Origin of the sequence: Vibrio bathopelagicus, from assembly GCF_014879975.1 — a bacterium.
Lineage (GTDB): Bacteria > Pseudomonadota > Gammaproteobacteria > Enterobacterales > Vibrionaceae > Vibrio > Vibrio bathopelagicus.
Window position 1 is genome coordinate 943332 of record NZ_CP062501.1, and the last position, 15533, is coordinate 958864.

Genomic DNA, 15533 nt, shown 5'->3' on the forward strand with positions numbered 1-15533 from the left:
GTTATTTCTCCGAGCTTACAACGTAGAGAACGTTGGCATTTTCAGGAACTGAAGAGAGGGGGGAGTATCCGATACGATTAGGTTTATCATTAAGCCAGTCCACTAGGCTATCGGTAGAGGCTGACTTAATTTCTCTCGGGTAACGCGCTTTACCGGAAAAGGATAGGCCGGCCCAGTGCGCGTTCATTTGAGCTGCGTTCTTACCTAGTAACAATCGATAGAAACGGTCTCTTTCGTCACTGTTTTCTGGCCAGTCTGAAAGCTCAACGCGTTTGCCGTCAAGGCGTTTAGTTTTTCCCCGATACAATTTTCTCGCTTTGTTTATAGAGATTTCACTGAAATCGGTATCTAACGAGAATATTGCATACTCTTCTGCTGCATAAGCCGGATTTAGCAACAATAGGCTACCTAAGAGACCTAATATCGCTGATGTAACAGTCGTTCGTTGGATGATTTTTATTGTATTAATCCAATCCATTGGTTTCTCCTAACAGGTCGCACTTTCAATTTGATGGAATAGCTTTTCTTTCCTGACAGGCTTTGGTACATATCCATCCATACCTGAATCAAAGCATCTTTGTATGTCATCATCGATAACACTCGCGGTAAGCGCGATGATAGGAGTTTTGCTTAAGCCTAAGTTTTTTTCGTGTGCACGAATCTCCTTGGTTGCGGTGAAACCATCTTTCACTGGCATCATACAATCCATTAAAATAACGTCGAAGCTGTGATCTTTTTGGTACATGTCGACAGCAATTTGACCGTTATCCGCGATTTCAAAAGCATAGCCAGCCTTTTTGAGCATCACAGAGGCAACCTTTTGGTTAACGCGGTTGTCTTCGACCAATAGTATTCTTTCTGATTTACTTGGTACTGCGTCTTCCTCAGGTGTTTCTGGTAACGTCAGGCTCTGCTTCGCTGCATGAATAGGTGTCACTGTGGAGTGGGCTGAAATAGCTTGTTTGCCTGATGACTGTGTGGAGGCGGTAAGAGACGAAGGTGGAAGAGGCTCCTCTTCAACAGCAGTTAAGATCTTTTCTTTTAGCATCTCAAATTTGAATGGTTTCGGAACGTAGTCGTCCATACCCACGTCAAAACATTTTTGGATATCATCATCAATTACACTGGCTGTTAACGCAATGATAGGGATGCGTCGTGATGCTTTGGTTTCTTTTTCTATACGGCGAATATTCGCCGTGGCTTCAAAGCCATCCATCACTGGCATCATACAGTCCATCAAGATCGCAGCGTAATGTGGGTTAGCACTGAATATATCCACGGCTTCTTGACCATTGTTAGCGAATTCAAATTCGAAGCCACTTTTGCCTACGTGAAGTCCGGCAATTTTCTGGTTAATCTTATTATCTTCAACGATAAGGATCTTATGATGAATAACCTCAGACACTTGTTTTTTGTCGCATAACTCGACTAAGCCTTGCGAATCGCAAAGTTCAATCGCTTTTATTAAGCGTAAGCCGAGTAGTGGCTGAGAGACCTGCGCGGTAATACATTGTCCAATATCTGCGGGGTCGCTTAAGAATGAGCGAATTAAACAAATGGTGATGCCATTCTTGTGTAAGGTATCTAAGTCGTTCGAGTAGTCACTCGCTTGGAATGTATCGTCTTCTGCGAAAATAACAGTGACAGGCTTGTTGTGTTTGTTTGCTGTGATCTGAGAGGTAACTAATGAAGCTTCGTTTGAGCGTTGCGCCACTTTTAGGCCGAAAAAGTTAAGATCATTTTCAATACGCTCTGATATTCCTTTTTCGTTACCGAGTATATAAATATCGGTGGTCGCTGGGCTTGGTTTTGGAGTATCTAAGTCGATTGGCAATTCAAGTTCGAAGTAGAAACAGCTACCTTCGCCTTTCACTGAGTCCAACTGAATTTTCCCGCCCATCAGTTCCACAAGCTGAGTACTGATTGCTAACCCAAGGCCTGTGCCACCGAATTGGCGAGTGGTTGAGTCATCTTCTTGGGCGAAGGGTTCGAATATCTGTTTTTGTTGCTCTTTATCGATACCGATCCCTGAGTCTTGCACGGAAAATCGAATAGTGACGTCACTCTCAGATTTGTTGAGAGTCGTGATCGATAGGGTTACACCCCCTTCAGCGGTAAACTTCACAGCATTCGACATGAAATTCATCAACACCTGTCTTAATCGGTGGTCATCAATCATGACCCGTGATGGGGTGTTGGGGCTGATCTCGACGTTTACGCCGATGTTCTGTTCTTTCGCTTTAGGGGATACGATAGAGGCAATATCGTATATGGATTCACGGATGGAAGCGGAATGTGGGCTAATCAGTAACATGCCGGACTCTATTTTAGAGAAATCTAGGATGTCATTGATTAAGCTCAGCAGTAACTGAGAAGAGGTTTCGATAGTATCGACATAGTCTTTCTGAGTTGGAGTCAGCGGTGTATCTGAAAGTATTTCTGAAATACCGATAACACCGTTAAGAGGTGTTCTGATTTCATGAGACATGTTCGTAAGGAAACTACTTTTTGCCTTACTCGCTTGTATGGCATCGTCTTTCGCTTTTTCGGCGTCCTCTTTTGCGATCGTTAGCCTTTCTTTAGCGTGCTCTCTTTCGATTGTTAGCCGCTCGACTTGTTGAGCAAATAAGCTTAACTCATCTTTCCCTTGAACCAATATTTCAAGAGAAGGGCGCTGGCCATTATCGTGTTTTAAGAATCGTAGAATCAGCCCTAAGTTGTTTGTCACTTGTCTTGCTAAGCTTAGGGTTAACGCCATCACAATAGTAGCAAGTAGCGTGACGATGGTGATAAATAGCGTTCGCTGCATTTGAGCGTCCGAAATCGCTTGTCCTACTTCTTGTTGAAACTCTTGCTTTATCACGCCACCAAGGTTCTGTAACAAGGCTAATCTTGCCCTCATAGCCGTTAAACCAGTAGAGATTTCTTTCGGTGTTAGTTCACTGAGCATATTCACATCAAGAAGTGCAGTTCTTATCTCTTGGCTTTGGACGAATACATCATTTCTAAATACGTCCACCATGAGAGATACTTGATGTTCATTGGCATTTAGCGACACAAAGCGCTCTAAAAAGAGTTGTTGTCTTCCGCTCAATGTAGCGATTAATTCAGCCAGTTCAGGATCGTACTCTTGATCTTTCTGGTAGATTTCAATGAGTGATGCACCCAACTTAAACTCTTCATTAGACCAAAACATTAACCATTCAAGCTGTTGTAAAGCGGTTAGGTGTTGTTGTATCTCACGCTTGGTATTTTCAAAAGGAACCCTTTCAATCGCGAGCAGCAGTTGCTGGTAAAGATCACTTTGCCACTCAATCGCGTCAAGTTTATCAAAACTGTCTGTTGCTTCCATTGTTGACAAGGTCGCTTCACTAAAATCGTTGAGCAGTTGATTCATTTCACCAGAAGCGTTCAAGAAAACACTTGTTGAGAGTGCTTCTAGTTCTAACTTGGTTTGAGTGCTTTGCTCTACAAAAGCGTCTGGGTTCGGCGCCAAGGTACTTCGATAGAGAGTCGAGATTCCTTCTAAATATAAGGACAACTGACTGGTTCGCTCAAAATCGTTCAATTGAGTTGTAAGAAAATAGGCTTGTCTTCCTGCGAGGAAAAGCAGCAATGAGATAGGAAGAAGAACTAATCCGAAAAGTTTGTGCTTTACTGAAAGATTACTCCAGACCATGCGTGTCGACATATAAAAGTATCCATCCAACTGTTTTCATATAAACGTAGAATAAAGTTAGCGATATGGAAACCTAGAAACAACAAATTTGGTAGAAGTGTGGGAGAGGTATAAGTTATTGTGATTACAACGCTTATTCTAAGATTGGTGAGCGTCCTTTCGTTTTGTACCATAAGGCAACCAGAACAAGAGAGTTGGTGTTAATATTCATTGATGAATTGATTCCACCATTCGCATATTTTCCTGTCGGAATCCCCCTAAACTTTAAGCTACTTTCTAACACATCTTCATAAAGCAACTCGCTAAATTCATCTTCAAAGAGAACGCTGAACCCAAATGCCACTTTATTGCTGAGTATTTGTGGGTTTTCGATAGGTTGGCCGGATGGACTAACACTTGTCCAAGATTTTCCGTAGTAATACACGTTGTTGTAGGCGAACCAAGGGTTTTTATTCATCGCATCTTCAGCATAAGCCGAGAGGATATTTTGTTTCTCCCAGCGCTGTTTGTGGAGATCATAAAAGGGAAGCAATTGGCTCCACTTACTATCACCGTACTCTATGGTCGACAGGACATAGGGATCGCTGGTGAGAAAGGGCACGTTTCGGCTGTCGATAGCGATGGTGATCTCGTCAATCTCAACGCTTTCAAGATATGTCTTCAAATCAGGGAGTAGTACATCAAACTTGAACATTTTGAAACCCTGAGCTGCGTATTGCAGATAGCCGTTTCTTCCTTCTTGTCGGTAATATTCTTTGCCTTTATAGAGCTTAGTACCATAAAGCGTACCGTTGTTGATGGCTTTATCGAGATTCCAGCGACTCACAATTTTTTGAATATCAGAGATGAGCTCGGGATGTTGCTGTTCCAAGATTTTGAGCCAAACTAATAACCGTCCAATATCGAGTGCAGACCACCCATTTCCGTTACTTCGCGTATCGCTTAATCGACCAGAGGGCTTAGCTGACTTGGTGCTGTATTCTCGGTTAGGCAGTAAACCTTTATACAAAGGAATGGTATGCAGCGTCGTTAATGTTTTATTCAACTCATGGTGGGCTTGTGCTCTTGTTTTTAAACCTAGAGCTTCGAGCGCTAAGGTGGCCGCGATCCCACTTGCAACATCCCACATTGTTGTGTGTGGATAGCCTTGTACTGAATTCCAAAGCCCGGTTTTGTTATTGAAGTTCCTTTGAATGTAATATTCCGCTTTTTTGGCTAGCAGTAATTCATTTCGGCTTAATGGAATAGGGGAGGAGCTTTTTGATAGCGTGCTTGTCGCATCTTGACTAATTAATGGAGCAGGATGAACATCGATGTCAGTGTTCTCTTGAACATCTACTGTATTTTCGGATATTGGCGGAGCGATAACTCGACGGTAGTACTTAGGTTCGTCAATCTCTTTGTCTTCATCCATTCCTGGAGTGCTGGCAGGGGTGATGACTCCTCTTGTCCCATAAAAACTAACCTCTTCGTCCGCAAATACTTCCCATTGTTGAGTAAAGATTGAAATCGCAAACAATAGACAAGTAAAACGGACGTTTCCTTTCGTGATTAGCTTCAATGCAACTCCATGCTTATTGTTATAGTTAAGCTAATGATAATACAACTTATTGCATCGTATCAGAGGAATTACGAAAAATGTGAATATAGGTATTGATGATAATTTAAACAATTAACTTGTTTGATCTAACAATACGCTGTTAAACTGTAAGCATAACAACGGACAGAACTGGCTAGATGGATTTTGATTTAGTTAGGAAAAGATTGTTATGTTTAAATTTTATGATTTCATCCGCGACATGGGCCTTCCGGTTCCTGAGCATATTTCCCCTGAAAATTCTTGTTTGATTCAGCATCGCTATCTTAAAGAGCGTTATCAGATAGAAGAATCGTCAAAAGAACGCATTTTCCATTACTTAACTTCAAATGTATTAAAGCGTCAAAACTTCGGTGATGTCGGAGACGCTCAAGCCGTGATTGCTTTTTCGTTTGGTGATAGTGATTGTGTTAATCAGCAGTTAGCGAGCCATGTGGCGCTATTTTATCATTTGAATCCTTTGGCTTTTTGTTACGTGCAACAGGAGATAGCGAAGCATTTGCATCAAACTCCTTATGTACCGATAAAGAATGACCTTTATCAAACGACTGCGGATGTGGCAAAAAAGGCACGCGAGGATTTGGGGAAAGTTAAAGTCGCCGTTGTTGCACAATCTTGGCATGCACAGCGCTGTATTGAAACTTGCGAATCTTTGGGCTTTACGGTCGTTGCTCTGAAAGTGTCTGATGGTTTTCCTTCACAAGATCCTCAGCCTTGGGTCCGAAACCCAATTAATTGGATAATAAAAGAAAGTCATAGAGAAGTTGCGACAGGCTATGAGGTGAGCGAGCAATTTAATCTCATTTAACTCAGGTGTTTATAAAATTAGATGAGATTCCAACTACAAATGAGGTTGATATGGTTTTGTCTGATAACGTTTTAAGGATCAATATCTAAGCTTTTAAAAAATTGTATTTAGGCTGTTAAAAATTTGTCTATACTCACTCTATAATAATATGCAACTAGGTGAGTCTGGCTATATGGAAGATATGACACGGAGTCCTTTTCGAACTGTGAAGAGGGAAGCGTTGGCCGCGGTTGGTTTTAGCATGGGGATCAATTTATTAGTACTCGCTGTGCCTATATACAGTTTACAGCTTTTTGATCGAGTGATGAGCAGTGCAAGCTTGGAAACCTTGCTGGCATTATTGGGTATTACTCTATTTTTGGTCACCTCCCAGTCGGCTCTTGAGTACATTCGAACTCTTTTGATGCAACGTTCTGCGCTTAAATTGGACACACAGCTTAGTGGTCAGTTACTGGATTTAAGTATATCGACATCATCGCAATCAAATAGCATTGATAAGCAGCCGCTCCACGATCTCACAACACTACGTAACTTTCTTGCATCCCCCTCAACATCTTCAATTCTGGATTTACCATTCACTCCGTTCTTTCTAATCCTGCTGTTTTTTCTACACCCATACATCGGGTTCGTTGCACTCACTGGCGTGATCATTTTTTCATTGCTTACTTTTGCAATGATGCTCGGAGGTAGAAAGGTCAGTGGTATGGCTCAAGAAGAGACGGGCAAAGTCGCCATGGAACTCAACGACTTTCTTCGTAATGCGCCGACACTGAAGGCTATGGGCATGAGTCAAAACATAGGAAAAGTTTGGGAAGAAAAAAACAACCACGTCCTCAGTTTGCAATGGTTAGTAAACGCCAGAGTAGGTTTGTTACTCGCGGTTAGCCGTTATTTTAGAACCTTATTGCAGGTGGTCATACTCACACTTGGTGTTTATTTAGCGCTGCAACAGCAAGTGGGTCTTGGTGCCGTTATCGCGAGCTCAATTCTGATTGGCCGAGTCGTCAGTCCTTTTGAAAGTGCGGTTAGTGGATGGAAGTCTTGGTATAGCGCATTTCAATCGTGGCGAAGACTCAAACAGTGTGTATCTCTTAGTAAAACGAAAGCCAAAACGTTGTTACCACAGCCTAAAGGCGAAGTGCAATTTAACAACGTGAGCTTGAAGTTCCCTGGAGCAAAAGCGCCGACTTTGCAGGGTATCAGTTTCAAGCTGGGTGCCGGTCAGGCTCTTGCAGTCATGGGTAATTCTGGGTCGGGTAAGTCAACTCTTGCAAGTTTACTGATGGGCATTCATAAAGCGAGTGTTGGCGATATCAAAATTGATGGCGCAACGGTTGAGAAATGGGATCAAAACCAATTCGGCCAATATATTGGTTATCTACCTCAGCATGTAGGGTTACTTGCCGGAACGGTTAAACAAAATATTTCGCGATTTGCAGAGTGTAATGACGAAGATGTAGTTTCATCTGCAAAACTTGCGTGTATTCATGAGCTTATTATGGCGCTTCCTGAAGGGTACGATACTTATATTGGTGAAGGCGGAATTCTACTTTCCGGAGGCCAAAAACAACGAATTGGCCTTGCAAGAGCAATTTACTCAAATCCAAGAGTATTAGTATTGGATGAGCCGAATTCAAACCTTGACCCCGAAGGCGAAACCGCTCTGGCCATTGTTTTACAGCATTGCAAAGAACATAAAATTACCGTGGTAATGATCTCTCATCGACCGGGTTTCCTTCGTCAGATGGATTGGGTTATTAGTTTGAAAGAAGGACGTGTCGAGAAAGCTGGAACCTGTGAACAGTTCTTAGGGCTTAATGTGAACTCGCAAGGTAAGGCTGCCTCATTGAACAATGCCAACTCCCAACCTAAGACTCACTCTCAAACTTCGAAGGTTTCGCCGAAGTCTCAAAATTCAGTACAAGGATAGGTGCAGAATATGGAAGGGAATTTCAGTACGCGAAAGCTCATTATATTAGGTTCGACTATCCTAATTTTGACTGTCGGAGGCTTCTTATTTTGGTCTATGACGATGTCATTAAGCTCAGCTTCTGTTGCTCACGGTAACTTAGTTGTTGAAAGCAAAAGGAAGCAGATTCAACACTTGCAGGGTGGTTGGGTTAAACGAGTTTTCGTGAAAGACGGCGAGAAAGTGAAAGTTGGCCAAGTGCTTATCGAGCTTTCTGATAGTAAGTCTGAATCTGACTACAAGCGTTATTTATATCGAAACTTTTCTTTGATAGCGCAGCAAGCTCGGCTTGAAGCACTACTCAATGAATCTGAAGAGCCACAGTGGCCAGAAGTGTTGGTGAGCAATGAGGATGAATCTTTAATTGTTATGCCAATCATCAATAGTGAATCTGTTCAGTTCGAGCAAGGCTTGTTACGAAAGCAATTAATTGATTCGCTATACACACAAAAATCCACGTTATACCGAGAGAAAATTCAAGGTAACCAGTTCCAGAGAAAGGCCGTGTCGTCTCAAAGAGATCTAATCAAGCAAGAGATTGATATGACCAAAGGCCTTGTGGCTAAAGGGTATGTATCTAGAACTCGTATGCTTGAGTTGCAACGACACTACGCACGTATTGATGGTGAACTTGCGGAAATCAAGGTTACGATTGATGTCGCTAAACGCGAACTCGAAACTTTGGAAGAAACCTATAAAAGTCAGTTGTTGGATTTGAAGCGAGATTACTCACAGCAATTAAGAGCCGTAAACGATGAGGTTCGAGACATTAAACAAGTCATGAATACCTTGGAAGACGTTCGCTCACGAATTCAAATTCGAAGTGAGTTTGATGGTCGTGTTGTTGGGTTGAATATTTCTAGCGTGGGTGGTGTTGTGCGTCCGGGGCAGGTTTTGATGGAAATTGTCCCTGAGAGTGATGAGCTGATTGTGGAAGCGATTGTCCCGCCAAGAGATATCGATATTGTTCGCTCAGGGCAGGACGCCAGAATACGCCTGACGGCTTATAGTGCAAGGCAAGTCCCGCCGATCTTGGGTGAAGTTATCCATGTTTCAGCGGATAGGGTCATCAAGGGAGGGGAAGCTTCACAAAGCGATCAAGGTTACCTCGTTAAAATACGATTTGACCGTGATGATCTTGAGGCGCTTCGTACTAAAAGTAACATTGAGCTGTACCCTGGCATGCTGACAGAAGTGTTGATCTTAGTGGAAGAAAGGACGCTATGGGATTACTTAATTGGTCCGCTAACGAGTGGAATGGCGAAAGCAATGAGGGAGGCATAATGGACGAATCTATGATGTTTTGGCTGAGTTTTTATTTCAGTTTCTTAGCTATGAGCACTTATGTTGGATTTAAAAAGAACAACCTAGTTGCTGGGGTTTTACTTGGGTATGTATTAGGTCCTATTGGATTTATGTTGCTATTACTGAGCTTTGACCGTAAGCAGGGGCGGTGTCCGCATTGCTCCGCCAAGATCGACCGTCAATCGTACATATGCCCGAGTTGCGAAGAGAAGTGCTACAAACAGGTAATTTAAGGAGGAGACAATGGATAAACAAACGACAGCTCTTTCAACGCTATTGGCTTCGACTTTACTTATTACTGGCTATCTTGGGTACCATAATTACAGTGCCTCAATACAGCTCAGTGAGGCGAGTGAAACTATAACGACGCTAAATAAAGTCATTGATGATTTGACGGATGAGATGGCAAACATGAATTACGTCAAAACAATGGATGATGAAACCTATGAAAGTCAGGTTGATGCTGCTGATAAAAAGCTTGTAGAAAAAGCGCTTGAAATCGAAGAGCTCTCCGCATTATTAGCGGTAACTAATGCTAAATTGGCGAAGGCGGAGAAATCGGCAAAGACTTATCGTTCTCGATATTTTTCAGAAAAAAATTCGGTCAAAAATGCCAAGCTTGCGATGAATCAAAAGCTTGAAAAAGAGAAAGTTGCATTAGAAAAACAAAACCAACAGGCGCTTGCATCCCAAATGTCAGAGCTTGAAGGAGAGTACTCCAAACAAGCACAAAAGGCTGAGACAGAAAAACGCGTTGATGAATTAATGACGGAGTTTGCTGATTTAAGAGTCGATCTTGATATAGTGAATAAGTGCGACCGTAATTATTTAGAGCGTTATGGTGAAGCCAAAAGTATGCTAAATCATATGCGAACTTATATTCAGCAATATGAATTAAGCCAAGAGTATTACTTCTTTGTTATTTCTAATGATGCGCAACTAACACGTAAAACGCGTGAAATTTGTATCGAAGGCTAGCCAACTAGGTTTCTACTGCTTTGATAAGTGGGCTGAGACCCAAGTTAAGCAGACTTATTCGAAGGATAAGATATTAGAACGTAAGAGCTTCACTGTTCTTGCGTTTTTTTGTTTCTGAACGGCTATCTAACGAGTATTTTCGGTCTGATGCTCTGCCAATGCTGGTTAATGGAAATGTAGCCCTAAACACCATTAACTAGACAGCAAACACCAGGCAAAAAATAACCTGCTATTGGTAGCAGGTTATTGATTGGAGTTATTTAATGGTTACGAGCTGACGTATCCTTATACTTCATTGGTATCAGGGAAATTAATGTCACCACTATTTAGATCGCTCCAAATGACGACTTCTTGCCCAGCTTCACTTTCAAATCGGTAGCCATACAGAGAGCCTGTATCGATATTGCTTTCGCGATAGATGTCTTGAAGTGATTCACTCATTTCTAAGTGGCTCTCCGTGAGCTGCCAACCCCAACCAGATACATCAATGCTACTCGCTCCGGTACATACGAATTGTCCCGCAGTATCACCAGCCGTATTATTGGCAGCAATTTTATCCAAGGCGAGGGCGAGCTCTGTATCACTGGAGCTGATTTTTACCCCTTCAATCTCCTGGAATGTATTGTTCGACATATCAATCATTTGGCTTTGGTTGTCGTTGCCGACTACTAAAACATCGAAGTCTGAACCACCACTAAAGTGAACGACACCAACCTCACCGGATTCGAGTTCGTTTGAATCAAATATGAGTTGGTCATTACCCGCACCACCATAGAGTTGGTCAATGCCATCACCGCCGTCGAGAATATCATTACCAACTTGACCAAATAGGGTGTCGTTTCCGGAATCACCAGATAGGTTGTCGTCGCCAACTCCACCGTCAAGGGTGTCTGAATTGTTGTTACCGCTTAGGGTGTCGTTGCCGTCACCACCAGAAAGGTAATCATCGCCAGAGCCTCCGGACAGTTTGTCATCGCCACTTTCGCCATACATAATATCGTTGCCTCCGTTTCCAGATAATGTATCGTTCCCTTCTTCTCCGAATAGGAGATCGGCAGAACCTCCGCCTGAAAGGTTATCGTTGCCAGTGCCGCCCCAAAGGGTGTCTTCACCAGAATCACCACGTAACGTATCGTTTCCTTCTCCACCTTTAAGGGAGTCGTTACCGGAACCTCCTGAAAGGTAATCGTTACCTAATCCGCCAACGAGGGAATCTTGGTCGTTTTGCCCGTACATGGTGTCATTGCCGTCACCACCTTCAAGGAGATCGTCGCCGTCCCCTGCATAAAGTTTGTCGTTATCGGAACCGCCATAAAGGTTATCGTTTCCAGACCCAGAGGATAGAGTATCTGCTCCGGCATCACCGTGAAGGGTATCACTTCCACTGGCTGACGTGATTGAGTCGTTACCTTCACCGCCAGTAACCGTACTGCTACCCGCAGTAATACTGATAGTGTCACTGCCTTCACCACCATCTATAGTATTTACATCACCAGTAGCTGTTATTGAGTCGTTACCGTCTCCACCTGCGATACTAACAATACCACCACCTGTAGAGCTGATAGTGTCAGCACCTGCACCGCCGGCTACGGTGTTATTCGCACCGGTTAGTTTTATGGTATCAGAGCCTTCGCCACCTTCGACAGTATTGTTGTCTGATGAGTCTTCAATATAATCGTCACCAGTGCCGCCGAGTAAGGTATCTGCACCGGAACCACCAAGTAGAATATCATCCCCCGAATCACCAGAAAGGGTATTGGTACCGCTTTCCGCGGTCAATTTATCTTCGCCATCGCCACCGTGCAGTTGGTCGTTGCCTGCACCGGAGTAGAGTAGGTCGTTTCCGGCATCACCCATCAATGTGTCGTTACCGTCACCGCCAAAAATAAGATCGTTATCGTCGCCACCGGAAACGGTATCATTGCCTTCTCCGGCATCTACGAAATCTTCTCCTACGCCGCCAGATAAATCGTCGTTACCTGAACCACCGAACAAGTTATCGTTACCTTCACCACCTAAAGCGGTGTCTGCACCGGTTCCGCCAAATAGGGTGTCATCGCCGGTACCCAAATTGACTTGGTTGCTGCCGGATTCGCCATAAACGTTATCATTACCAGAACCAGCGTCGACGGTATCTACGCCATCGCCAGCAAATAATGTGTCATCACCATCGGCTCCAGTGATGGTGTCATCATCGGCACCACCATAGAGGGTGTCACTAGCGTTGCTTCCTATCAGAGTATCATTACCGTCACCACCGTAGATGTTGTGGCTTCCCGTAGCTGCTGCTGTGAGGGTGTCATTCCCTTTTTCACCTAGGATCGTATCTTGACCGTCATCGGTGATAATGTCATCACCATCTCCGCCAGCTAGGAAGTCGTAACCTTCACCCCCAACGAGTTCATCATTCCCGGAGCCACCAAAAATAGCATCGTTTCCGCTGCCACCTTGGATGTAATCTGCGCCAGCACCAGCATCTATATGGTCATCACCTGAGCCTGCATCAATGGTGTCGTTACCATCACCAGAGTAAACTTGGTCGTTACCTTCACCAAGGGTGACATTGTCACTATTTACACCACCATAAACGATATCGTCACCAGTACCGGTATCAATCGTATTGCTGCCAGACTCACCATAAACGGTATCAGCACCTTCGCCCGTTGTTATGTTGTCGGTCCCCGAGCCCGCAAATACGGTATCGTCTCCAATTCCTGATGAAATAGTGTCGTCTCCCGAGCCTCCGGAGAGTAGGTCATCTTCAGTAGAACTAATTATCGTATCATTCCCACTGCCGCCATATATCTCACTGCGTCCTGTGCCACCGTCGAGTAGATCGTTACCTTCGCCTCCGACAAGGACATCATCTCCACTGCCGCCAGTGAGAGTATCGTGCCCGGCATCTCCAACCAGAGTGTCGTTACCTTCGCCGCCAGATATCGTATCGTTACCTTCACCGCCTAGGCCGACATCATTACCGGTTCCAAGAGTTAATGTGTCATCTCCGCCATTACCTTCAACTATGTCGTTACCGGCATTCGCAGTGATATCATCGTTTCCTTGACCACCATGTAGACTGTCAGACTCTTCCGAGCCTAGGAGAGTATCCGCACCGCTACCACCGTATAGCTCACTTGCATTAAGACCTGCAATTAACGTGTCGTCACCGCCTTCACCAAAGAGTTGGTTATTACCTTGTATGCCTTGAAGGGTATCGTCACCTTCACCTGCAAAGATTTGGTCATCACCGCTACCAGCAACAATTGAATCGTTGCCCCCGCCAGCGAATGCTTTGTCGTCGCCTTCACCAAGATTGATGGTGTCCACGCCGCTTCCGGTAAAGACTGTATCGTTGTCAGTGCCAGACTCTACAATGTTGTCGCCGTCTCCGGCATAGATGGTGTCACTTCCTGTTCCAGAGGTGATGAGATCGTCCCCAGAATCTGTGTACATCAAGTCGTCACCGGATCCGGAATTTATTACATTATCACCAGCTCCTGCGAAAATCGTGTCGGCACCGTCACCGGAATCAATGTTGTCTTTACCTGAGTCGGTGTAAATCGTGTCGTCCCCAGAACCTGACGTAATTTGGTTATCGCCGGTTTCACCAAATACCGTATCAGAACCTTCACCGGTATCGATGATATCGTCACCGGAGCCTGCGAAAATGAGATCATCGCCGCTACCGGTTGTGATGATGTCGGCACCTTCATTTGCGTGAATGACATCATCGCCATCGCCGCCGTCTATTGTGTCATCACCTAAGCCACCATACAGTTGGTCGTTCCCAGCACCCCCAGACAACGTGTCATCGCCGGCATCACCATATAGGGTATCTTGGCCGTCACCGCCTGATAAGTTATCGTTACCGAGTTCGCCAACTAATGTGTCGTCACCTTCATCACCAGTAACAACATCGTCGCCATCACCGCCAAGTAAAAGGTCACTGCCTTGGCCACCAGAGATTAAGTCGTCACCAGCGCCTCCTAATACGAAGTCATCGCCGGCGCCTGCGATAATGTTATCAACACCGTCTTCACCATGAATCTCATCATTACCGTCATCACCGGATAGGTAGTCGTTACCTTTACCACCAAACAATTTATCGTGACCTTCACCTCCATACAGGGTGTCAGCACCATCGTCGCCAATCAGGTCATCGTTGCCTTTCCCCCCATGGATCGTATCGTCACCTATCTCACCCATGAGTAGATCGTTACCATCGCCACCATGAAGGATGTCGTCGCCATCAGATCCGAGTAGGGTATCATCGCCAGAACCGCCATCGAGGTAGTCATCACCGTTCCCCCCGACTAAAACATCGTTTCCATCTTCGCCATAAAGCGTATCGTCATTGATGTCGCCGTCTAAAAAATCATCTCCGGTACCACCGTAGATCGTGTCGTCACCTTGTTGGCCTTTAAGAATGTCATCACCGGCACCACCATCAATTGTGTCGTTATAGATGTTACGAACGTCAATGTTCATATCATCAATTTGGGTGATGGGTTGATTGTTGTCATCAAGAAAGGTAAACGTGATTTCACCGGAGTCACCGAGTGAGGATTCTGGAATATCGGTATCGATGCTGACAAGACCGTTAGCATCGACTTGAGCGATTTGTGAGGCGATCACAGTACCATTTTCGTCTGTGAGTTGAACGGTAATTGAGCTGTTGCTTTCAAGCCCAGCGACCGTTGTTGATGTGTTGACAGCTTGGTTAACAGCAAAACTATCAAGTCGAATTGTGTGTGACGATTGCTGGCCGTTTGTATTGTTGTCGTAGGTATAAACGGTTTGAGATTCACCCCATGAATCGTCAGTATTGACTGGGGCCTCAGCCGTCTCTCCTGTATCGTATTCAACATCACCTAATACGGTGTCTGCGCCTTCACCCGCTAAAATTGTGTCGCTGCCTTCACCCGCAGCAATGAAGTCATCACCCGCCAGCGTACTAATTTGATCGTTGCCAGCTCGGCTATTTACTGCGTCGTCTTGATCTGTACCTACAATGAGATCATCGTGTTTAGTTCCTTCCATAACCCGCCTCCTAGCCATTATTGTACGTACCACTTATCGATATTTATGTGGGATCTATTTGTGTGATTGTGGTTGCATATGTTGGTTGTATTCTAAGATTAGTCGGCTTGGGGATGTTTTCCATTAATTTCGTTAATTAAATCAAATCAATAACTAA

The 15533-nt window shown here is 44.4% G+C and carries 8 protein-coding genes; 4 read left to right on the forward strand and 4 right to left on the reverse strand.

Going from position 1 to position 15533, the window contains the following annotated elements; translation table 11 throughout:
* Window position 1 precedes the first annotated feature (1 nt).
* The 3 genes from IHV80_RS20515 to IHV80_RS20525 form a co-directional block, all read right to left on the reverse strand.
* Window positions 2–478, reverse strand: a complete 477-nt coding sequence (locus tag IHV80_RS20515) for a hypothetical protein (protein WP_192892112.1) — start codon at window positions 476–478, stop codon at window positions 2–4.
* A gap of 9 nt (window positions 479–487) precedes the next feature.
* Complete coding sequence (locus tag IHV80_RS20520; RefSeq protein WP_192892113.1) at window positions 488–3691, reverse strand: response regulator; 3204 nt, start codon at window positions 3689–3691, stop codon at window positions 488–490.
* A 121-nt stretch (window positions 3692–3812) separates the two neighbouring features.
* The gene (locus IHV80_RS20525; RefSeq protein ID WP_226088557.1) at window positions 3813–5240 is read right to left on the reverse strand and encodes a DUF3131 domain-containing protein; all 1428 of its coding nucleotides are present in this window, start codon (window positions 5238–5240) and stop codon (window positions 3813–3815) included.
* A gap of 208 nt (window positions 5241–5448) precedes the next feature.
* Between IHV80_RS20525 and IHV80_RS20530 the strand changes: the two genes are divergently transcribed.
* The 4 genes from IHV80_RS20530 (at window position 5449) to IHV80_RS20545 (ending at window position 10336) form a co-directional block, all read left to right on the forward strand.
* Complete coding sequence (locus IHV80_RS20530) at window positions 5449–6084, forward strand: hypothetical protein (protein ID WP_192892114.1); 636 nt, start codon at window positions 5449–5451, stop codon at window positions 6082–6084.
* A 172-nt stretch (window positions 6085–6256) separates the two neighbouring features.
* Entirely contained in the window at window positions 6257–8014 is a 1758-nt protein-coding gene (locus tag IHV80_RS20535; protein ID WP_192892115.1) for a type I secretion system permease/ATPase, read from the forward strand.
* 9 nt (window positions 8015–8023) lie between these two features.
* Window positions 8024–9337, forward strand: a complete 1314-nt coding sequence (locus IHV80_RS20540) for an HlyD family type I secretion periplasmic adaptor subunit (protein ID WP_192892116.1) — start codon at window positions 8024–8026, stop codon at window positions 9335–9337.
* 264 nt (window positions 9338–9601) lie between these two features.
* Window positions 9602–10336, forward strand: coding sequence for a hypothetical protein (locus IHV80_RS20545; RefSeq protein ID WP_192892117.1), 735 nt, complete (start codon window positions 9602–9604; stop codon window positions 10334–10336).
* Window positions 10337–10621: 285 nt separating this feature from the next.
* Here IHV80_RS20545 and IHV80_RS20550 read toward each other — a convergent pair whose 3' ends face one another.
* On the reverse strand, window positions 10622–15376 hold the full coding sequence (locus IHV80_RS20550; protein ID WP_192892118.1) for a calcium-binding protein: 4755 nt from the start codon (window positions 15374–15376) through the stop codon (window positions 10622–10624).
* Window positions 15377–15533 lie beyond the last annotated feature (157 nt).

Coding starts and splice junctions, on each gene's coding strand:
- IHV80_RS20530 (WP_192892114.1), top strand. CDS start 5,449: ATGTTTAAATTTTATGATTTCATCCGCGACATGGGCCTTCCGGTTCCT.
- IHV80_RS20515 (WP_192892112.1), bottom strand. CDS start 478: ATGGATTGGATTAATACAATAAAAATCATCCAACGAACGACTGTTACA.
- IHV80_RS20535 (WP_192892115.1), top strand. CDS start 6,257: ATGGAAGATATGACACGGAGTCCTTTTCGAACTGTGAAGAGGGAAGCG.
- IHV80_RS20545 (WP_192892117.1), top strand. CDS start 9,602: ATGGATAAACAAACGACAGCTCTTTCAACGCTATTGGCTTCGACTTTA.
- IHV80_RS20550 (WP_192892118.1), bottom strand. CDS start 15,376: ATGGAAGGAACTAAACACGATGATCTCATTGTAGGTACAGATCAAGAC.
- IHV80_RS20520 (WP_192892113.1), bottom strand. CDS start 3,691: ATGTCGACACGCATGGTCTGGAGTAATCTTTCAGTAAAGCACAAACTT.
- IHV80_RS20540 (WP_192892116.1), top strand. CDS start 8,024: ATGGAAGGGAATTTCAGTACGCGAAAGCTCATTATATTAGGTTCGACT.